Source organism: Bacillus sp. 05T31 (assembly GCF_056396725.1).
In genome coordinates, this window is record NZ_JBFTMA010000085.1 from 1 (window position 1) to 21,344 (window position 21,344).

At 37.8% G+C, this 21,344-nt stretch carries 18 protein-coding genes, 1 rRNA gene, 2 pseudogenes and 1 riboswitch; of the genes and pseudogenes, 4 read left to right on the top strand and 17 right to left on the bottom strand.

Annotation, left to right across the window (positions count from 1 at the left end):
* The 4 genes from AC1DJR_RS08160 to pcrB form a co-directional block, all read right to left on the bottom strand.
* Window positions 1-733: CamS family sex pheromone protein (locus AC1DJR_RS08160; RefSeq protein WP_477002361.1), on the bottom strand; the 733-nt coding region annotated here is incomplete at its 3' end.
* A 16-nt stretch (window positions 734-749) separates the two neighbouring features.
* On the bottom strand, window positions 750-2,759 hold the full coding sequence (gene ligA / locus AC1DJR_RS08165; protein ID WP_060748965.1) for an NAD-dependent DNA ligase LigA: 2,010 nt from the start codon (window positions 2,757-2,759) through the stop codon (window positions 750-752).
* A 15-nt stretch (window positions 2,760-2,774) separates the two neighbouring features.
* On the bottom strand, window positions 2,775-5,006 hold the full coding sequence (gene pcrA / locus AC1DJR_RS08170) for a DNA helicase PcrA (RefSeq protein WP_060748969.1): 2,232 nt from the start codon (window positions 5,004-5,006) through the stop codon (window positions 2,775-2,777).
* Window positions 5,007-5,018: 12 nt separating this feature from the next.
* A complete protein-coding gene (gene pcrB, locus AC1DJR_RS08175; protein ID WP_002124878.1) occupies window positions 5,019-5,708 on the bottom strand; it encodes a heptaprenylglyceryl phosphate synthase in 690 nt (229 codons plus the stop codon).
* Window positions 5,709-6,033: 325 nt separating this feature from the next.
* On the opposite strand from pcrB, the gene AC1DJR_RS08180 reads away from it, so the two are divergent.
* The 3 genes from AC1DJR_RS08180 (at window position 6,034) to AC1DJR_RS08190 (ending at window position 7,554) form a co-directional block, all read left to right on the top strand.
* Complete coding sequence (locus AC1DJR_RS08180; RefSeq protein ID WP_002124877.1) at window positions 6,034-6,417, top strand: YgaP family membrane protein; 384 nt, start codon at window positions 6,034-6,036, stop codon at window positions 6,415-6,417.
* Window positions 6,418-6,555: 138 nt separating this feature from the next.
* Window positions 6,556-7,374: an SPFH domain-containing protein gene (locus AC1DJR_RS08185; RefSeq protein WP_477002369.1), complete on the top strand. Its 819-nt coding sequence runs from the start codon at window positions 6,556-6,558 to the stop codon at window positions 7,372-7,374.
* Window positions 7,375-7,389: 15 nt separating this feature from the next.
* The gene (locus AC1DJR_RS08190) at window positions 7,390-7,554 is read left to right on the top strand and encodes a type II toxin-antitoxin system antitoxin (protein ID WP_001085171.1); all 165 of its coding nucleotides are present in this window, start codon (window positions 7,390-7,392) and stop codon (window positions 7,552-7,554) included.
* 37 nt (window positions 7,555-7,591) lie between these two features.
* On the opposite strand, the gene purD is transcribed toward AC1DJR_RS08190, so the two are convergent.
* The 12 genes and pseudogenes from purD to purE form a co-directional block, all read right to left on the bottom strand.
* The gene (purD, locus tag AC1DJR_RS08195; RefSeq protein WP_477002362.1) at window positions 7,592-8,863 is read right to left on the bottom strand and encodes a phosphoribosylamine--glycine ligase; all 1,272 of its coding nucleotides are present in this window, start codon (window positions 8,861-8,863) and stop codon (window positions 7,592-7,594) included.
* A gap of 221 nt (window positions 8,864-9,084) precedes the next feature.
* On the bottom strand, window positions 9,085-10,620 hold the full coding sequence (purH, locus tag AC1DJR_RS08200; protein WP_477002363.1) for a bifunctional phosphoribosylaminoimidazolecarboxamide formyltransferase/IMP cyclohydrolase: 1,536 nt from the start codon (window positions 10,618-10,620) through the stop codon (window positions 9,085-9,087).
* Between the two features lie 24 nt (window positions 10,621-10,644).
* Window positions 10,645-10,899, bottom strand: a pseudogene (gene purN, locus AC1DJR_RS08205) (phosphoribosylglycinamide formyltransferase); the annotation flags it as partial.
* Between the two features lie 73 nt (window positions 10,900-10,972).
* Window positions 10,973-12,013, bottom strand: coding sequence for a phosphoribosylformylglycinamidine cyclo-ligase (gene purM / locus AC1DJR_RS08210; RefSeq protein WP_477002364.1), 1,041 nt, complete (start codon window positions 12,011-12,013; stop codon window positions 10,973-10,975).
* A 101-nt stretch (window positions 12,014-12,114) separates the two neighbouring features.
* Complete coding sequence (purF, locus tag AC1DJR_RS08215; RefSeq protein ID WP_477002365.1) at window positions 12,115-13,530, bottom strand: amidophosphoribosyltransferase; 1,416 nt, start codon at window positions 13,528-13,530, stop codon at window positions 12,115-12,117.
* Window positions 13,515-15,734, bottom strand: a complete 2,220-nt coding sequence (gene purL, locus AC1DJR_RS08220; protein WP_477002366.1) for a phosphoribosylformylglycinamidine synthase II — start codon at window positions 15,732-15,734, stop codon at window positions 13,515-13,517. Before purL ends, purF begins: the two co-directional genes overlap by 16 nt.
* Window positions 15,718-16,401 carry a phosphoribosylformylglycinamidine synthase subunit PurQ gene (purQ, locus tag AC1DJR_RS08225; RefSeq protein WP_477002367.1) on the bottom strand — a complete coding sequence of 228 codons (684 nt, stop codon included), beginning with the start codon at window positions 16,399-16,401 and terminating at the stop codon, window positions 15,718-15,720. The genes purL and purQ overlap by 17 nt, the downstream gene beginning before the upstream one ends.
* Window positions 16,398-16,652: a phosphoribosylformylglycinamidine synthase subunit PurS gene (gene purS / locus AC1DJR_RS08230; protein ID WP_000278823.1), complete on the bottom strand. Its 255-nt coding sequence runs from the start codon at window positions 16,650-16,652 to the stop codon at window positions 16,398-16,400. The genes purQ and purS overlap by 4 nt, the downstream gene beginning before the upstream one ends.
* Window positions 16,645-17,364 (bottom strand): phosphoribosylaminoimidazolesuccinocarboxamide synthase, encoded by a 720-nt coding sequence (gene purC, locus AC1DJR_RS08235; RefSeq protein ID WP_002029482.1) that lies wholly within the window; start codon window positions 17,362-17,364, stop codon window positions 16,645-16,647. Before purC ends, purS begins: the two co-directional genes overlap by 8 nt.
* A gap of 88 nt (window positions 17,365-17,452) precedes the next feature.
* The gene (purB, locus tag AC1DJR_RS08240) at window positions 17,453-18,760 is read right to left on the bottom strand and encodes an adenylosuccinate lyase (RefSeq protein ID WP_002139387.1); all 1,308 of its coding nucleotides are present in this window, start codon (window positions 18,758-18,760) and stop codon (window positions 17,453-17,455) included.
* The gene (gene purK / locus AC1DJR_RS08245) at window positions 18,757-19,908 is read right to left on the bottom strand and encodes a 5-(carboxyamino)imidazole ribonucleotide synthase (RefSeq protein WP_477002368.1); all 1,152 of its coding nucleotides are present in this window, start codon (window positions 19,906-19,908) and stop codon (window positions 18,757-18,759) included. Before purK ends, purB begins: the two co-directional genes overlap by 4 nt.
* The gene (gene purE, locus AC1DJR_RS08250; RefSeq protein ID WP_002167058.1) at window positions 19,905-20,390 is read right to left on the bottom strand and encodes a 5-(carboxyamino)imidazole ribonucleotide mutase; all 486 of its coding nucleotides are present in this window, start codon (window positions 20,388-20,390) and stop codon (window positions 19,905-19,907) included. The genes purK and purE overlap by 4 nt, the downstream gene beginning before the upstream one ends.
* 110 nt (window positions 20,391-20,500) lie before the next feature.
* Window positions 20,501-20,602: riboswitch (purine riboswitch) on the bottom strand.
* A 298-nt stretch (window positions 20,603-20,900) separates the two neighbouring features.
* Between purE and AC1DJR_RS08255 the strand changes: the two are divergent.
* Window positions 20,901-21,154: pseudogene (locus tag AC1DJR_RS08255) on the top strand (hypothetical protein).
* 43 nt (window positions 21,155-21,197) lie between these two features.
* Here AC1DJR_RS08255 and rrf read toward each other — a convergent pair.
* Window positions 21,198-21,313, bottom strand: a 5S ribosomal RNA gene (gene rrf / locus AC1DJR_RS08260).
* Window positions 21,314-21,344: the final 31 nt, after the last annotated feature.

Below are 21,344 nucleotides of genomic sequence, written 5' to 3' on the forward strand. Positions count from 1 at the left end.
TTGCAAATGTTATCGGAACATTTTTTGTCGCAGCGTCTTTTTGATGCATGAATTTCAATATTTCTTGTGCCATTCTTTTCCCTTCAGCTAACATTTTTACATCTGGAATTGCAGCCTCACGCGGATAACCATGCTCTTCCTCATAATATTGAACAGAATTCATCGCTAATCCAATTACAATGCCATCAGGTTCAGCATCGTTCCCACCTTTTTGTACGTAGTAATCATGCTCTAAAATATTTGAGATATACATTGGATTTTTTTTATTTTTCACTTCTAGTGACTCCGAACCTTCACTTAAGGCTGGATTCAGTCCGATATTTGGAAATTTAACTGCATCTTTTTTCAACTTATCCTCTAGCTCTTTTTGTTCAGCATCTGTACGCTTTCTTTTTACAAGCATTTGTATATCTTGAGCCTCTAGAAACTTTCCGCCTTTAAAGAAATAATCTTTCGTACTAAACGACTCTTTGGCAATGCGCATTAATCCTGTTTCAAATTCATCTACATCTAGACGACTATTTAAACCTTGTACAACTAAACCACGTGCCTTACCTGGATCAAATTGAACCGTTGTCTTATAATATTCATCCGAAATGGAGTATTTCGGGATAACTGCTTGTYCTTTCGCTTTCCCCGATTTCTCAACTGCTTTTTCATCTTTATTGGAACCCATACTACACCCACTTACAAGTAGGCTAAGACTTAATACCGCTAACGCTATTTTTTTCATCGTAAGTTTGCACCTCTTACTTATTCAGCTCTTGTAAGAACCTCTCTTCATTCCAAACTTCAACATTGTGCTTCTCTGCTTGCGCTAATTTCGAACCAGCAGCTTCACCAGCAACAACTAAATCCGTACTTTTACTAACACTTCCTGTTACTTTTCCACCTAATGCCTCAATCTTCTTCTTCGCTTCACTGCGTCCCATAACTTCTAATTTCCCTGTTAAGACGACAGTTTTTCCTGCAAAGTACGATTCAACATTTTGTAAATCAGCAATTTTTATACCTTTGTATGCCATGTTCACGCCATACTCTTTAAATTGTTGTAATAGCTCTAATACGTCTTCATTATCGAAATACGTTACAACGGATTGAGCCATTTTTTCACCAATCTCATTAATTGTTTTTAATTCTTCTTCCGTCGCTTTCACAAGCTCATCCATCGTTTCGAAATGCTCAGCAAATGTACGTGCGGCTTTCGCACCGACGTGGCGAATACCAAGACCGAATAATAATCGCTCTAATGAGTTTTCCTTAGAATTCTCAATTGCTTGGACTAAATTTGTTGCTGATTTTTCACCGAAACGTTCTAGCTCTAATAATTGCTCTTTCGTCAATGAATATAAATCAGCAAACGTACGAATATAATCCGCATCAAAGAGTTGTGTAATTACACGTTCTCCAAGTCCATCAATATTCATTGCATTTCTTGAAACGAAATGGATTAATCCTTCACGAATTTGAGCTGGGCAAGTCGGATTTATACATCGAAGTGCTACTTCTTCTTCTAAACGAACAAGTTCACTCTCACATGCTGGACAATGCGTTGGCATATGATATTCTTCTTCCTCACCAGTACGCTTATCAAAAATAACGTTCACAACTTCAGGAATAATATCTCCAGCCTTTTTCACAACAACGTAGTCACCAATTCGAATATCCTTTTCACGAATTAAATCTTCGTTATGTAAAGAAGCACGACGGACAATAGTTCCGGCTACTCGCACTGGCTCCAGCTCTGCAGTTGGTGTTACAACTCCTGTACGGCCGACACTTAATTCAATCCCTGTTAATCTCGTCACAACTTCTTCAGCTGGGAATTTATAAGCTATTGCCCATCTTGGACTCTTTGCTGTAGTTCCTAAGCTTTCTTGAATAGCAACATCGTCTACTTTTATAACGATTCCGTCAATCTCATAATCAAGATGCGGGCGTTTTTCTTGCCACTCTTCTACATAGGCTATTACGTCTTCAATTGTTTCACATGTACGACGATTTGGATTCGTCTTAAATCCAAGCTCACCTAAGAAATCCAGTGATTCACTGTGGGATGGAATTGTTTTTTCTTCTACATTAGCAAGACCATACACAAACATAGATAAGTTACGCTTCGCTGCAATTTTCGGATCAAGTTGGCGTATCGATCCTGCTGCCGCATTACGTGGATTCGCAAATACATCTTCACCATTTTGCTCTTTTTCTTCATTTAATTTAACGAATGAACGCTTCGGCATATAAGCCTCGCCTCGTGCTTCTAACGTTACTTCTTCATTTAAACGCAGCGGGATAGCTTTAATCGTTTTTAAGTTTTGGGTAATATCTTCACCCGTTATACCATCACCACGTGTTGCTCCTTGAATGAAGCGCCCTTTTTCATAATGAAGTGAAACAGCAAGTCCGTCAATTTTTAATTCGCATATATATCTTACATTCGCATCATCAATTCCCTGATGTACTCTTCGATCAAAATCACGCAAATCTCCTTCATTAAACGCGTTTCCTAAACTTAACATTGGTGATTTATGCGTTACCTTTTCAAATATATCAAGAACAGTCCCCCCAACGCGAATGGAGGGAGAGTCTTCACTCATAAACTCTGGGTTCTCTGCTTCTAATTTTATAAGCTCCTGCATATCACGGTCATATTCCGCATCAGAAACAGAAGGATTGTCTAATACGTGATATTGATAGTTAAATGTATTTAACAAATCACGCAGTTCTTCTATACGTTTTTTGGCTATCTCTTTTGACATATCCTCAGTCCTTTCCTATTGTTTCGTCACAGGTGCAAATTTTGCTAATAAACGTTTAATACCAATTGGGCTTGGGAATGCAATATCTAATTCTTTTGAATCACCTTCACCCTTTACACTTACAACTGTACCGACTCCCCACTTCTGGTGAGCWGCTTTATCGCCTATTCCCCAGCCAATTTGCTCGCCACCTGTCGTCTTAACAGCCGGACGCGCGAAAGCTGAACGAGAACGTGTTGTAGTTGCGCTTGTCGTTCTTCCYTTTGCACCAAACGAAGTTTCACGCTTCGGTGCTGTTTCGTTTAATGGTTCTACTAATTCTGCCGGAATTTCTGTAATAAATCGAGATGCTGCATTCATACTTGTTCTACCAAATAAAGTACGCATTTGAGCATTGGATAAGTATAGCTCTTCTTCTGCACGAGTAATACCTACATAGGCAAGACGACGCTCTTCTTGCATTTCATCCTCTTCCATAAGAGAACGAGTATGCGGGAATATCCCTTCCTCTAAGCCAACAATAAAGACAACTGGGAACTCTAATCCTTTTGCTGAGTGCATCGTCATTAAAATAACTTCTTCACCAGCAGTTGGATCTTCATCTACACGATCAATATCAGCAACAAGAGCTAAGTCTGTTAAGAATGCAACAAGGCTCTTATCTTCGCTTTGGGATTCAAATGTTTGTGTAACAGATAAAAACTCGTCTAAGTTTTCTAAACGACCTTCTGCTTCTAAAGATCGCTCATTTTTCAGCATATCGCGATAGCCTGTCTTTTCAATAACTTCTTCTACTAATTCTGTAACAGATAAATACTCTTGCATATTTACCCAGTTGTGTAATAAACTTGCGAATTCTTTTACTGCTTTTGTTATTTTTGCACTTACACCAACATGCTCAATCTCATCAAATACAGCAGTTAATGAGATTCCGTTTTGCACACCATAATTAATAATTTTATCGATAGAAGTCGCACCAATCCCGCGCTTTGGCATGTTAATAATACGTGCAAAACTAATCTCATCATCTGGATTCCCAATTAAACGTAAGTACGCCAAAATGTCTTTAATCTCTTTACGATCATAGAACTTAGTACCGCCGACAATTTTGTAAGGGATATTAGATTTTAGGAAAATCTCCTCAATCATACGAGACTGGGCATTTGTACGATATAACACTGCAAAATCAGTATATTTTCGGTTCCCCATTTGAATATCRTCACGAATTTTTTTCGCAACAAAATACGCTTCGTCCTTTTCGGTTGCAGCACGATAATACGAGATTTTGCTTCCAATTTGATTTTCTGTCCATAATTTCTTCGGTTTACGGTTTGAATTTTTTTCAATTACAGCATTAGCTGCATTTAAAATATTTTGTGATGAACGATARTTTTGTTCTAACARRATAACTTGYGCATTCTCATAGTCTTTTTCGAATGACAAAATGTTAGAAATGTCAGCCCCGCGCCAGCGGTAAATAGACTGATCCGAATCACCAACAACACAAAGGTTTTTAAAACGTGATGCCAAATGTTTAACAAGAAGGTACTGAGCTTTGTTCGTATCTTGATACTCATCAACGTGAATATATTGGAATTTACGCTGATAAAACTCTAGTACTTCTGGAACACGTTCAAATAGCTGAATCGTCGTCATAATTAAATCATCAAAGTCTAATGAGTTATTTTTCAAAAGACGTTTTTGATATTCTGTATATACATCGCTCGTTAATTTTTCATATGGATCAGCGGTTGTAATTTTTTTTGCATATTTATCTGCAGATAACAGTTCATTTTTCGCATTGCTAATACCCGCTAAAATAGAGCGCGGCTCAAACTTCTTCGGGTCAATATTGCGCTCCTTCATAATTTTTTTTACTACAGTTAACTGATCACCTGAATCTAAGATTGTAAAGTTACGATTAATACCAATGCGGTCAATATCACGTCGTAAAATACGTACGCACATAGAGTGGAACGTAGAAATCCAAATATCTTCTGCTTCTGGTCCAACAAGTTTATCAATACGCTCACGCATTTCACGAGCAGCTTTATTTGTAAAGGTAATTGCTAGTACATTCCATGGCGCCACACCTTTTTCACCAAGTAAATATGCAATACGGTGTGTTAACACACGTGTTTTCCCACTACCTGCGCCTGCCATTAATAGAAGTGCTCCATTTGTTGTTTGTACTGCTTTTTGTTGCTGCGGATTTAAACCATTTAATAACTTATCTGTCGTACTCATATGTGCCTGCACCTACTCTCCTTTTACTGCTTTAACTGTTTTTAATGCCGATTTTATATCATCATAAATAATATTTCCAACAACTACTGTATCAGCATACTGTGCCATTTCTTTCGCTTGTTCTGCATTAGAAATACCACCGCCATAATATAGCTTAGCTTGTTTCAATTCTGCTTTTACATTTTTAACAAGCTCAATGTCTCCATACGTCCCGCTATATTCTAAATAGAATATCGGTAAATGTAATAGCTTGTCTGCTAAACGCGCATATGCAATAACATCATCTTCTGTTAAATCACATTTTGCATCTGTAAGCTGGGCTACTTTCGCTTCTGGGTTTAAAACACAATACCCTTCCATGTAAATTTCGTCCCAGTCCATAATATCYCCAAATTCTTTCAATGCCTCATGATGAACACCTGTTACCCATTCTACTTTTCGGCTATTTAAAACACTTGGGATGTAATAAAAATCAAATCCTGGTGTAATTGCCTCCACATCAGAAACCTCTAACACACAAGGCACTGCATATCTACGAATGCTAACTAGCATGTGTAATACGTTATCAATTGTCACTCCATCACTTCCGCCTACAATAACAGCATCCGTTCCAGATTCACAAATCATTTCTAAATGTTCGTCACTTAACTCCTTATTTGGATCAAGCTTAAATACATGTTTCCATTTGGAAATATCGTACATGAAAACACCCTTTCTTTTCTCTAGTTATATAATTTCTGTTCAAAATAACAGTTAATTTTTATCAAGATTTTTTACATTCCTTGCTATATCTTTACCGGACTGGCGTATGCAACGATGAAATGCGACAGCTATCTTTACCAGACTTTTTGAACTTCCTTTTACGCATTCTTTCATTATAACAAAAAAAACTACCTACACACACGCCCAATCCAACATCTTTTTCAACGTCAAATGTTGGATTACATATCAAAAAACTTATACGGAATACTAACAAATGAAATAGTATTTTCTATTTCGAAGTTAATTAAAAAGGAGTGTTTTTCTAATGAAGCAAAACATCGGCACAATTAGTGCTCTAATTCGAATCACACTCGGACTCATCCTCTTCGGTTGTAGTACAGCTAAACTCGTACGTAAACCTTGGTGCACTTGGTCTAAAGTTTTGCTATGGATTGGTGCCATGAAAATTGCGGAGGGAATCGTTCGTTTCTGCCCTATTGTTGAAGCCTGTAAGTTTGGAAAATATATGAATATGAGCGCATTTAAAATGCCTAGCATGAATTTCACTGAAAAAGGACATAATAAAGAAGAAGTTAATTCAGCTTCCAGTCATGACAAGCCAAAGTCAAAGTCAGATGGAAGTTATGACACTTCTGACAAAGAGATTGAGTCAGCGATTGAAGAATTAATCCTGGCAAAACCGCTTTGAATCATTTGTCACGATGCAAGATGCTCTCAAAGGGACTTAGCTGCTGCAGTGGGCAGCTAAGTCTTCTTTATTTTACCACGAAACAGAACGTACATTCTCGTTTTTCACCCTTAAAACGTACATAAAAGATATCAAACAATAAAATTCAGAAAATTAGGTGTAAACCTAGTTTTAGCCGCTATCGGTGTATTTTGCCTTGTACAAGAAATGTTTGTAATAGCTATTTTAGCTCTCATATTAGCATCTGTTTTAGCTACAGGTATCGGTATCGTTCAACCGAATCAAGCGAAAGTTATTACGTTCTTCGGTAGTTATTTAGGAACAATTCGTCAAAATGGTTTATTTTTAACAATTCCATTCGCKTTTCGTCAAACTGTATCTTTACGTGTTGAAAACTTTAACAGTAAGAAATTAAAAGTAAACGATGTTGAGGGCAATCCAATTGAAATTGCAGCCGTTATCGTATATAAAGTTGTTGATTCCGCAAAAGCAATGTTTGGTGTTGAGCATTACGATCGATTCGTAGAAATTCAAAGTGAAACAGCAATCCGCCACGTTGCTACAAAATATCCTTATGATAATTTCCAAGATGAAACTTGCATCACGTTACGAGGAAATACTGAAGAGATCTCTGAAGAATTAAAGCGTGAGTTAGAAGTACGACTTGAAATCGCTGGCGTAGAAGTATTAGAAACTCGTTTAACACATTTAGCTTACGCAACAGAAATTGCCCATGCAATGCTYCARCGTCAACAAGCAAAAGCAGTATTAGCTGCTAGAAAAGAGATTGTTGAAGGTGCTGTGAAGATGGCGAAAGATTCAATCCATATGTTAGATGAAGAAGGCGTACTGGAACTCGATGACGAGCGTAAAGCAAATATGGTGAACAATTTATTAGTTGCCATCGTTTCAGATAAAGGTGCGCAACCAGTTATTAATACAGGAAGCCTATACTAAAGGTTGTAAGTGATTATGGCCAAAAAGAAAAGCTTTCCATTACGTATTGATCCTGAATTACACGCAGTCATCGAAAAATGGGCGAATGATGAGTTTCGTAGCGTCAATGCACACATCGAGTATTTACTTCGAGAAATGGCAAAGCAAAAAGGRAAATTGAARAAAGATAAAGATGCATAAAAAATCCCGCTGAGAAATCAGCGGGATTTTTTATACATTAGCTTYTCRTCATCTCATGCCCAATTGCACGATATCCTATATCACTTCGGTAAAATAGACCATCACTCTCAATTTTACCGATTTCTTTATATACTTTATCTTTCGCTTCTTGTAAACTATTCGCCTTGCAAGCAACAAATAATACACGGCCACCGTTTGTTACAAAATCACCGTGTTTCATTACTGTCCCCGCATGGAAAACAATCACATCTTGCAGTGCATCTAATCCGTTAATAATTTCACCTTTTTTATACGCTTCTGGATATCCTTTAGAAGCAAGTACAACACCGATAACAGCATCTTCTGACCATTGTAAAGTTAGTTCACTTTCATCTAACACAGAGTTGCATACATCAACTAAATCATTTTCTAAGCGAGGTAATACAACTTCTGTTTCAGGATCACCAAAGCGTGCATTAAATTCAATTACCTTTGGACCATCATTCGTTAAAATAAGACCTGCGTATAAAATACCTGTAAACGAACGGTTTTCTGCAATCATCGCCTTGGCAGTTGGGTGTAATACTGTTTGAATCGCTTCTTGAACTGCTGATTCTGGAATTTGTGGTACTGGAGAATATGCACCCATTCCGCCTGTATTTGGACCTTTATCCCCRTCAAAAGCKCGTTTATGATCTTGAGCAATTACCATCGGATGTACGGTTGTTCCATTTACRAATGCCATTAATGAAAATTCTTGTCCATCTARAAACTCYTCAATAACGACCTTCTTGCTTGCTTCACCGAATTTCACATCTTGYAGCATTTCTTTCACAGCTTGYAATGCATCTTCAAGCGTCATTGCTACYGTTACACCTTTACCAGCAGCTAAMCCATCTGCCTTAATTACAATCGGTGCACCAACTTTTTGAATATACTTTACTGCTTCTTCATAGTCTGTAAAAGTTTCATATGCCGCAGTTGGAATATCATACTTTTCCATAAGCTCTTTTGTAAAAGCTTTACTACCTTCAATAACAGCAGCTGCTTTATTAGGACCAAATACACGAAGGCCCTCTTCCTTAAAACGATCCACGATTCCGTTCATAAGTGGAATCTCTGGTCCAACGAAAGTTAATTCAACATTCTTCTCTTTTGCAAATAAGACTAATGCATCGAAATCATTCTCATCAATATCAACTGGTGTTGCAACATCTCGCATACCTTCATTACCTGGCGCTACATATACTTTTTCTACCTTTTCAGATTGTGCAAATTTCCAAGCTAAAGCATGCTCACGTCCACCACGGCCAATTACTAAAACATTCATATTCCATCCCCCAATAATTAAATAAGTACAAACTAGAAGCTATGCTCCTAGTTTGTTTTCATATCAATAAAAGTTTAAAAAGGAGGATCAAGAGAACCGAGCAGGTCGAGGCGCATTTGCCAGGAGGACACGGAGTGTAGCTTTCCTACATGAGTACCGCACTGGCATTGCAACGACGACATGCGACAGTTATCTTGACCGGACTTTTTTAACATCCTCTATTAGTGTTTGAAATGACGTACGCCAGTGAACACCATAGTAATCCCATACGCATCTGCCATTTTAATAGAATCCTCATCACGGATCGATCCGCCTGGTTGAATGATTGCTGTAATTCCTGCTTTTGCTGCTTCTTCTACTGTATCTGGCATTGGGAAGAAAGCATCAGATGCAAGTGCGCTACCTTGTGCTTTTTCGCCAGCTTGTGTAATTGCGATTTTTGCAGAACCTACACGATTCATCTGTCCCGCACCTACACCAACTGTCATGTTATCATTCGCTAAAACAATCGCATTTGATTTCACATGTTTTACAACTTTCCAAGCTAGTTTTAAATCGTTCCACTCTTGCTCTGATGGTTCACGTTTCGTTGGAATTGAAATCGCACTTTCATCTAATGATAACGTATCTTCCTCTTGAACAAGAAGACCACCTTGTACAGAAGTTAGTTTTTTACTTGCACTTGTTGCTTTTTCAATATTTACAGTTAGTATGCGCAAGTTTTTCTTACTTTGTAACACTTCTAAAGCTTCTTGTGAGAACGAAGGAGCAATAACAATTTCTAAGAAAATTTCATGTAACTTTTCAGCTGTAGCTTTATCAATTTCACGATTTGCCGCAATAATACCTCCAAAGATTGATACTGGATCTGCCTCATAAGCACGTGTGTATGCTTCATGAATATCAGTTCCTACCCCAACACCACATGGATTCATATGTTTTACCGCTACTACTGCTGGTTCTGTAAATTCTTTCACGATGCTAAGTGCTGCATCCGCATCGTTGATATTGTTGTAAGATAATTCTTTACCGTGTAATTGTTCTGCGTATGCAACAGAAGAGGTTGCTGCGAATGGCGCTTTATAGAATGTCGCTTTTTGATGTGGATTTTCGCCATAGCGTAAATCTTGTTTTTTCTCAAATGTCACCGTTATTGTTTCAGGGCTTTCTTCGCCCATTTGCTCTGTTAAATAGTTAGAAATTAACGCATCATATGCTGCTGTATGACGGAATACTTTCGCTGCTAATTTACGTTTCGTTTCCTCTGTTACTTCACCGTTCTCTTTCAGTTCTRCTAATACAACATCATAATCTACTGGATCTACAATTACCGATACAAATTTATGATTTTTCGCAGCAGAGCGAATCATTGTTGGGCCACCGATATCAATATTTTCAATTGCATCAGCAAATGTTACATCAGGCTTAGCGATTGTTTCTTTAAATGGGTATAAGTTAACAACAACAAAGTCAATTGGTTGARTACCTAATTCATTCATTTGCGCTACATGCRTTTCATTATCACGAACTGCTAATAGACCACCATGAATATTTGGATGTAATGTTTTTACACGGCCATCCATAATTTCTGGGAAACCAGTTACTTCAGAAATACCAATTACTTGTAAGCCGTTTTCTTCTAGTAATTTTTTCGTACCACCTGTTGAAATAACTTCAATCCCTTGTTCAAGTAACCCTTTAACAAATTCTACTACTCCTGTTTTATCTGAAACACTTACTAATGCGCGCTTTTTCATTTATCCTTCACCCCTGGTTGTATGTTAGTTAACAGTTGGTTCTTTCACAGACTGAACAATTTGATTCACTGTATTTACGTATAATTTATGTTCAACTTGTTGAATTTTCTTTTGTAAGCTTTCTCTCGTATCCCTTTCAGAAACAACTACTGCTTCTTGTGCAATAATTGGACCTGTATCCATACCTGCATCTACATAATGAATTGTTACTCCAGTTACTTTCACACCTGCTTCTAACGCTTGRCCAACAGCATCTTTMCCTGGAAARCTCGGTAATAGCTTTTTTCTTCTACCGCATTAACGAGAGATTGAAAGTTAGATCCGCTTCCAGAAGCGAAAACTGCTAATCTACTCATAGTGCTGCGCCCCCATTAAAGGTAACGCCAGATCCTTGTACAGTACGTCCAATAATACGAGCTGTTTCTCCTTGCTCTTCAAGAAGACGAACAATATCTTTTGCATCTTCTTCCTTCACCGCTACTACCATACCAATACCCATGTTAAAAATATTGAACATTTCTTTCTCTTCTAGTTTCCCAACTTCTTGAAGTAAACTGAAGATCGGCTGAATTTCCCAAGCTCCTAGTTCAATTTCCGCACCGATTCCTTCTGGCAACATACGTGGGATATTTTCAATGAACCCACCACCTGTAATATGCGCCATACCGTATACTTCATTTTTCTTCAATAGTTCTAAAATAGGTTTGACATAAATTTTCGTTGGTTTTAATAATTCTTCACCAAGAGGTAGTTCTAAGCGCCCATAAATACGATTTAAAGATAATTCTCCATCTTCTAGTAACACTTTTCGCACTAAAGAATAACCGTTACTATGAATACCGCTAGATGCTAAGCCAATTAATACGTGACCAGCTTCAATTTTTTCACCTGTTACAATTTTCTTTTTATCAACAATTCCAACTGTAAAACCAGCTAAATCGTATTCTTCCGTAGAATACATTCCTGGCATTTCAGCTGTTTCTCCACCAATTAATGCACAACCAGCTTGGCGACAGCCCTCTGATATACCTTTGACGATGTTTTCAATTTTACTAGGTTCAGCTTTACCACAAGCAATATAATCAAGGAAGAAAAGCGGCTCTGCTCCTTGGACCACAATATCATTTACACACATTGCTACTGCATCAATACCAATTGTGTCATGTTTATCTGCCATAAAAGCGAGCATCAATTTCGTTCCCACGCCATCTGTTCCAGATACTAATACAGGTTCTTCTAATGCAAATTTTGATAGATCAAACATACCTCCAAAACCGCCTARACCGCCTAGYACTTCTTTTCTCATTGTTGTTTGTACGTGTTTTTTCATGCGAGATACCGCTTCATATCCAGCTTCAATATCTACTCCTGCTTGCTTATATGCATTCGCCATCGTTATCTACACCTCGTCTTTTAATTTCTCCCTATTCAGGGCGGGCCGTTTTAAGAAAGAAGCTAGCTTCTACATCAAAAGAAGTAGAAGCTTTTTTCTTCTTATTTCATACTTTCTAAAAGCTCTTGCTCATAATCATAAAGAGCTGTTGGATAATCTCCATTGAAGTACGCCATACATAGACCGCCGTATTTCCCTTCATATGGACGTCCAATTGCATCTACTAATCCATCTTCACTTAAAAATGTTAAAGAATCTGCTCCGATAATTTGACGGATTTCTTCTATTGAATTATTTGCTGCGATTAATTCTTTTCTCGTTTGAATATCAATGCCATAGAAACATGGATACTTAAGAGGTGGTGAAGCAATTCTTACATGGACTTCTGTCGCTCCAGCCTCGCGAAGCATACGAACAATTCGTTTACTCGTCGTTCCTCTTACGATAGAATCATCAATCATAACAACTCGTTTTCCTTCAACTACGCCTCTTACTGCTGAAAGCTTCATCTTAACCCCTTGCTCACGCAGTTCTTGAGAAGGTTGAATAAACGTACGTCCAACGTAACGATTCTTAATTAATCCTAACTCATACGGAATTCCTGTTGCCTCGGCATAACCAATTGCCGCTGAAATACTAGAGTCTGGTACACCAGTAACAACATCAGCCTCAATAGGAGCTTCTGCCGCCAAACGTTTTCCCATGTTTTTACGTGCTGCATGGACGTTAATACCTGCAATATTAGAATCYGGACGTGCAAAGTAAATGTAYTCCATACTACAAATTGCATGATCTACTTCATTTGTAAAACGATCTACGTGAATTCCTTCATCATTGATGATAAGTAATTCACCAGGTTCTACATCACGAATGTATGTTGCACCTACTACATCAAAAGCACATGTTTCTGACGCTACAACGTAAGCATCCCCCATCTTTCCAATTGAAAGAGGACGGAATCCATTTGGATCTAGCGCAACGATCATTTCATTTCCAGTTAGTAAAAGATATGCAAACGCACCTTTCACTTTATTTAGAGCCTCTTTTACACTATCAATTAAAGAATCTTTTGTACTACGCTTAATGAGGTGTAAAAGTACTTCTGTATCTGAACTTGTTTGAAAAATACTTCCCTCTGCCTCTAATTCACGACGAAGCATTTTTGCGTTAATTAAATTTCCGTTATGAGCTAACGCCATGCTATGATCAGAAAAACGGAATAATAATGGTTGAACGTTAGCAACTTCACTTCCACCAGCTGTTGCATATCGTACGTGTCCAATTGCTGATTTTCCGTTTAATCCCTCTAGCTCACCTCTTGAAAACACTTCTGATATTAAACCTAACCCCTTGTGACCGATGATTTTTTCYCCATTATTTACAACAATGCCTGCGCCTTCTTGCCCACGGTGCTGCAAACTGTGCAATCCGTAGTACGAAACTTGTGCTGCATTTTCATGCCCCCAAATTCCGAAAACGCCACATTCTTCATTTAACCCCTTTATTTCAGYAAGCATGGGATTGCCCCTTTCCAAGCCKTTCTCATTTCATCTACATTTGCTGTAAGTAATACTTCATTTTCTTCATTATGAATTGTTACTTCATTTGTATTTGTCACTTCTCCAACTTGAATTGCTTCAACCGCTTTCTCAAATGCTTCTTTATTTTCACGTTTTACAGTTATAACGAAGCGAGATTGTGATTCTGCAAATAATACTGCTGTTGCTTCCCCATCTAATTTCACAGTAGCACCTAAACCGTTAGCACCAATTGCACTTTCAGTAATTGCAACTGCTAAACCACCTTCTGCAACATCATGTGCAGATTGAACAAGGCCAGCTTGAATTGCTGCTAGTACTTGTTTTTGGCGTTTTAATTCTACATCTAGATCGATGCTTGGTGATTGACCGAAAATTTTTCCATAGATCATTTTCTGTAATTCACTTCCACCAAACTCAGCTTTCGTCTCTCCGATTACATAAACTAAATCGCCAGCTTGTTTAAATTCTTGTGTTGTTACGTGTTTTAAATCGTGTACAAGTCCAACCATCCCAACAGTTGGAGTTGGATATACAGCTTCACCACTACGCTCGTTATACATTGATACATTCCCGCCGATAACTGGCGTTTGTAACTTGCGGCAAGCTTCACTCATACCGTCTACTGATTTCTCAATTTGCCAGAAAATCTCTGGTTTTTCTGGGTTACCGAAGTTTAAGCAATCTGTAATTGCAAGTGGCTCCCCGCCAGAACATACGATATTACGTGCTGCCTCTGCTACTGCAATTTTACCGCCCACTTCTGGATCTAAATAAATGTAGCGAGAGTTACAATCTGTCGTCATTGCTAATCCTTTTTCTGTACCGCGTACACGTATAACCGCTGCATCTGAACCAGGTGTAACGATTGTGCTAGTGCGCACTTGATAATCATATTGATCATATACCCACTCTTTACTTGCAATCGTTGGTTGTTGTAATAGAGCTAATAACGTTTCTTTATAATCTTCTACTTTTGGTGTTTCCATTTTCATCTGCTGGAACTCRGCAAAGTATGCTGCTTCTTTTGACGGTTTATGATAAATTGGTGCTTCTTCTGCAAGAGCATCCGCTGGTACTTCAGCTACCATTTCATCTTTATGGAATAAGCGAAGCATTTTATCTTCAGTTACTTTCCCCATCGTAACTGCTGCAAGACCATACTTTTCAAATAAATCTACTATTTCTTGCTCTCTACCTTTTTTCACAACGATTAACATACGCTCTTGTGATTCAGATAACATCATTTCATATGGAGTCATTCCAGTTTCACGCTGTGGTACATCATCTAAGTACATTTCAATACCCATACCTGCTTTACTTGCCATTTCTGCAGAAGATGATGTTAAACCAGCAGCTCCCATATCTTGAATTCCAACAAGTGCATCAGACTGAATAAGTTCTAAACATGCTTCAATAAGAAGTTTCTCCATAAATGGATCCCCTACTTGAACTGCCGGACGCTTCGCTTCTGAGCTTTCAGATAACTCTTCAGATGCGAATGTTGCACCGTGAATACCATCACGACCAGTTGATGCTCCTACGTACATTACTGTATTACCAGCACCATGTGCTTGCCCTTTTTTAATATCTTCATGATTAATTAGGCCTACACACATTGCATTTACAAGTGGATTTCCTTCATAACATGGATCAAACTGTACTTCGCCGCCAACAGTAGGAATACCAATGCAGTTACCGTATCCTGCGATTCCTGCTACTACTTCTTCAAATAAATATTTCACGCGTGGTGATTGTAATTCACCGAAGCGAAGTGAGTTTAATAGAGCTACCGGACGTGCTCCCATAGAGAATACATCGCGAATAATACCACCGACACCTGTCGCTGCTCCTTGATATGGCTCAATTGCAGAAGGATGGTTATGACTTTCCATTTTAAATACAACCGCTTGATTATCACCGATATCTACAATTCCAGCGCCTTCTCCAGGTCCTTGTAARACACGCTCACCTGTCGTTGGAAACTTACGAAGAACTGGCTTTGAATTTTTATAACTACAATGTTCAGACCACATAACAGAAAATAGTCCCGTTTCTGTATAATTCGGCAAACGGCCTAAAATCTTTTCAACCATGGCAAACTCTTCGTCTGTTAGCCCCATTTCCGCATATATACGCTCTTCTTTAATTTGTGTTGGATTTGGCTCAAGCATTAACGACATATGTTTCCCTCCACTGTTTTAAGATAGATTGAAAGACTTTTAACCCTTCAGCACCGCCAAGTAATTCATCTACAGCACGCTCTGGGTGTGGCATCATACCAAGAACATTTCCTTTTTCATTTACAATACCCGCAATATCTGAAACGCTTCCATTCGGATTTTCTACGTAACGGAATGCGATTTGATTATTCTCTTCCAATTGTTTAAGAGTYGCTTCATCACAATAGTAATTYCCCTCRCCATGTGCAATTGGAATATTRATTACTTCATYTTTTTCATATTGTGATGTAAACATMGTTTCATTATTTTCAACACGTAACTGAACMGTACGGCACATAAACTTTAAGTTTTCGTTTCTCATTAATGCTCCTGGTAGTAATCCTGATTCAACAAGAATCTGGAATCCATTACACACTCCTAAAATYGGCTTTCCTTGCTCAGCAGCTTTTTGCACTGCTTTCATTGCGTTAGCAAAGCGAGAAATAGCACCACAACGTAAATAGTCACCGTAAGAGAATCCACCTGGTAGTAAAATTGCATCATATTCATCTAAATTCTCTCTATCGTGCCAAACGTAATCTACTTCTTCACCAAGCTCATCTTTAATTGCATGGAACATATCGACATCACAGTTCGAACCTGGRAATACTATGACTGCAAATTTCACTGTGCGACAACCTCCTCAACTTCATAACGGAAGTCTTCCATTACAACGTTTGCTAATAATTTTTCACACATTTCTTTTACCTTGCTATCCAGATCAGATACTGATTTATCAATTGTTAATTCCATATATTTTCCGATTCGAACGTCTTGTACTTCTGTAAATGAAAGACTATGAAGTGCTCCCTTTACCGCAGTTCCTTGTGGATCTAATACACTTTCTCTTAACGTTACATATACCTTAACTTTATACATGTGAAGCTCCCCCTAAACGTTTTAAAATTTCTTCATATGCTTCTGTTAAATTCCCAAGATCACGACGGAATACATCTTTATCAAATTTTTCATTGCTCGTTTCATCCCATAAACGGCAAGTATCTGGTGAAATTTCATCTGCTAATATGATTTCCCCTTCTTCTGTTACGCCAAACTCTAATTTAAAATCTACTAATCTTACACGACAGCTTGCGAAATGCTCAATCATCACTTGATTGATTTGTAAAGCTGCATCTCGTAATACGCTTACTTGCTCTGGTGTTGCAACATTTAACAAACGAATATGATCTTCCGTTACAAGTGGATCTCCTAAATCATCATCTTTGTAGTAAAATTCTACGATTGGTGTTGTAAGAGCAGTTCCTTCTTCCATTCCTAGTCTTTTTGAAAGACTACCTGCAATTACGTTTCTTGTGACAACTTCTAATGGAATAATACTCACCTTTTTGACAAGTTGTTCTGTATCAGATAACTTCTCCACAAAGTGTGTTTTAATTCCAACTTCTTGTAACTTTCTGAACAATAAAGTTGTAATCTCATTGTTCAAACGACCTTTTCCTGTAATTGTCGCTTTTTTCTCCCCATTGAAAGCAGTCGCACTATCTTTGTACTCTACCCAAACCATATCTGCTGCTTCTGTACGATAAATTCTTTTTGCCTTACCTTCATACAGCAATTCTAGCTTTTGCATTTCGCAAGCCCCCTGTAGTTTGAAAAATGTGAATAATATTTTTATAAAGAATGGCACAGAATGACTCTATTCTGTGCCATATGAAATTTTACGCTTCGTTTAATCCAAGGCGTTCAAAGATTGTATCAACGTGTTGCATATGATGTTCATAATTGAAACATTCGTTAATTTCTTCTTGCGTTAACTTACTTGTAATACGCTCGTCAGATTCTACAAGCTCTTTAAATTGTACTTGGGTTTCCCAAGCTTCCATTGCTTTAGGCTGTACGATATCATAAGCTTCTTCACGTACCAGACCTTTGTCAATTAGTGTAAGCATTACGCGCTGAGAGTAAATTAAGCCGTATGTTCTTGTCATATTGCGTTTCATATTCTCTGGGAATACAGTTAAGTTTTTAACGATATTACCAAAGCGATTTAACATGTAATTTAACGCGATTGTAGCATCTGGTAAAATTACGCGTTCTGCAGAAGAGTGAGAGATATCACGCTCATGCCATAACGGAACATTCTCGTAAGCTGTCATCATATAACCGCGGATAACACGAGCTAAACCAGTCATATTTTCAGATCCAATTGGATTACGTTTATGCGGCATTGCAGAAGAACCTTTTTGACCTTTTGCGAAAGCCTCTTCAACTTCACGTGTTTCACTCTTTTGTAAACCACGAATCTCAACTGCCATCTTTTCAACAGATGTTGCGATTAGTGCAAGTGTTGACATGTAATGTGCATGACGATCACGTTGCAATGTTTGTGTTGAAATTGGTGCTGCTTCTAATCCTAAGTTTTCACAAACATACTTTTCTACGAACGGATCAATATTTGCATATGTACCAACCGCACCAGATAATTTACCAACGCGAACTGTATCAGCAGCTTGTTTGAAACGCTCTACGTTACGTTTCATTTCTTCATACCAAAGACCAAGTTTTAAACCAAATGTTGTTGGCTCTGCATGTACACCGTGTGTTCTTCCCATCATGATCGTGTATTTATGCTCTTTCGCTTTATTAGCTAAAATACTAACAAAGTTTTCTAAGTCTTTTAACAAGATTTCATTTGCTTGTTTTAAGATATAAGATAACGCTGTATCTACTACGTCTGTAGATGTTAAACCGTAATGAACCCATTTACGTTCCTCGCCTAATGTTGGTGTTTCTGATACAGCACGAGTGAAAGCAACTACGTCATGACGTGTTTCTTTTTCAATTTCATAAATACGATCAATATCAAATGATGCATGTTCACGAATTTTTTTMACATCTTCTTTTGGAATRTCGCCAAGCTCAGCCCATGCTTCACACGCTAAAATCTCAACTTCTAACCACGCTTTAAATTTGTTCTCTTCCGTCCAAATCGCACCCATTTCAGGGCGTGTATAACGATTAATCATCTTTTTCCCTCCAACAGTTGTTCTTGATGGTCCCAAATATGCAAACTCTTCGCTTTTTCTAGAGCGACTTCAATATTATCATTTAAAATATTAACATGCCCCATTTTTCGCTGTGCTTTTGCTTCTTCTTTTCCATACAAGTGTAAATAGCACCCGGTTAGTCTATTCACTTGTCCTAGGACCCCTTCTATATGTTCGCCTAAAATGTTAACCATGACAACTGGTTTTAACAAATTTGTTTCTCCAAGAGGTAAATTACAGATCGCTCGAATATGTTGACCAAATTGACTCGTTTCACATGCATCMTGTGTATAGTGTCCTGAATTGTGAGGTCTTGGTGCTAATTCATTAATGTAAATCTCACCGTCAACTGTAGCAAACATCTCTACCGCTAGTGTTCCCACAAGTTCTAGTTCATCCGCAAGTACCTTTGCGTAAGCAATTGCTTTTTGAGAAAGTTCTTCTGTAATGCGGGCTGGAACGATAGATTCATGCAAAATGTTATTTACATGAATATTTTCCGCTACCGGAAATACTTTCGTTTCACCACTTACACTACGAATTACAATAACTGATACTTCTTTTTCAAAAGGCACCCATTTTTCTAGAATGCACTCTGCTTTATTAGTAAGTTCTTTTGCTCTCACAACATCAGCTTCACTCTTTAAAACCACTTGCCCTTTACCATCGTATCCACCTGTCGTTGTTTTTAAGACAGAAGGGAAAGATAACTCTTTAATTGCTTCTGTAAGTTGATCTTGATTTTGAACCAATCTATACRATGCTACTGGTAACCCAGCTTTYTCAATTGCATTCTTTTCTGTAAAACGATTTTGCGTTTTATTTAACAACTGACTACCTTGTGGTAAGTAAGCATGTTTTTCAAGCCATTGTAAACATCTATAATCAATATTCTCAAATTCATATGTGACAACGTCGCTTATCTCTGCTAAATGCTGAATTGCTTTTAAATCGTCATATGGTGCAACGACTTCAACATCAGCAACTTGTGCACATGGTGAATGCTTTGTAGGATCTAAAACAGCAATTTTATAACCCATTTCCTTAGCTGCCAACGCCATCATTCTTCCAAGCTGGCCGCCTCCAATAATGCCGATTGTTTTTCCAGGTAAAATGATTCTCGTCATACTAGCTCACTACCTTCACGCACAGTTTTCTCAATAGCTTCTCGTCTCAACTCTAATGCATCATGTATATCATCATGAAATGATCCAAGTATTTGTGCAGCAAGYAATCCAGCATTCGTTGAACCAGCCTTACCAATTGCAACAGTTGCRACTGGAACCCCTCCTGGCATTTGGACAATGGATAATAATGAATCTAGRCCGTTTAACGCTTTTGATTGAACTGGGACACCGATTACAGGAAGATTTGTCTTGGCTGCAACCATTCCTGGTAAATGCGCTGCTCCACCAGCTCCAGCAATAATAACTTTTACTCCACGTTCACGAGCTGTTTCTGCATATTCAAACATATAATCCGGAGTCCGATGAGCGGATACAACTTTTTTCTCATACGGTATATTTAATTCATCTAAAATGTCACAAGCATATTTCATTGTTTCCCAGTCTGACGTGCTTCCCATTATGACTCCAACTAGTGATTTCATATTAGAATCCCCCCGATTCAAATAAAAAAAGCCTGAAATAGAACAGTTTCTCTTTTACTATGAGAGAAAGTGCTCTACTCAGGCATACGTATCCCTTGTGAATAGAAAAATACCGAGTGACTTTCCCTCATAGTCTAACGAATAACGGTCGTTAGGTAGAGACTTGCAGGCCATATCCCCGCGATTATATGAGGTCTTATATATTATTGTTTCTATGGCTATATTAACAATATTTCATAAACAATGTCAATAAATAATCGAATGTTTTTTTATTAGTCATCGATAACGTTCGTGTTTTAGTTATATTCAAAAGAAGAATTGCAACTATATGCAAGAAGGAAAGGGAATTAGAATATATATTTCTAGAGATCTATTTTACGTATAACTATTTATATAATACTTCAGTATGTTTTAATCAATATATATACTCTCTTGTATTCTATACATCAATAGAACTTATATTATAACGATTTAATTTCTAAGGAGGAATAACCGTGAAAAAAAATAACTGTGCTATTATCCTATTTATTTTTCTCTATCGCAGTAATTGCTGTAATTATTGAATGGTTATTTATATCATCCCATTTTTTCTACTCTCATTATTATGATAGAAATAATCTTTCCTATTCTTAGGGATTATTTTAAGAGCGTTCGAAAAATCCGGAGCACAAAAAATCATTACCATTATTTTAAACTGCCTCTATTTCATTCTTTTTTCGTCTTTAGGGTTATTAAATTTATGGATTTTAACCTTCGGTAAATAAAAATAAACACAAAAAAACCTAAGTCGAAACGACTTAGGTTTTTGCTTGGCGACGTCCTACTCTCACAGGGACAAGGTCCCAACTACCATCGGCGCTAGAGAGCTTAACTTCCGTGTTCGGTATGGGAACGGGTGTGACCTCTCTGCCATCATCACCAAACTGATGAAGGTATATTCCTTCAAAACTAGAT

Bases quoted from the DNA above. Each gene is read 5' to 3' on its own strand.
- purC (WP_002029482.1), bottom strand. From the start codon at position 17,364: ATGCAAAAGCTAGAATTGCTGTATGAAGGTAAGGCAAAAAGAATTTAT.
- purS (WP_000278823.1), bottom strand. From the start codon at position 16,652: ATGTATAAAGTTAAGGTATATGTAACGTTAAGAGAAAGTGTATTAGAT.
- ligA (WP_060748965.1), bottom strand. From the start codon at position 2,759: ATGTCAAAAGAGATAGCCAAAAAACGTATAGAAGAACTGCGTGATTTG.
- AC1DJR_RS08180 (WP_002124877.1), top strand. From the start codon at position 6,034: ATGAAGCAAAACATCGGCACAATTAGTGCTCTAATTCGAATCACACTC.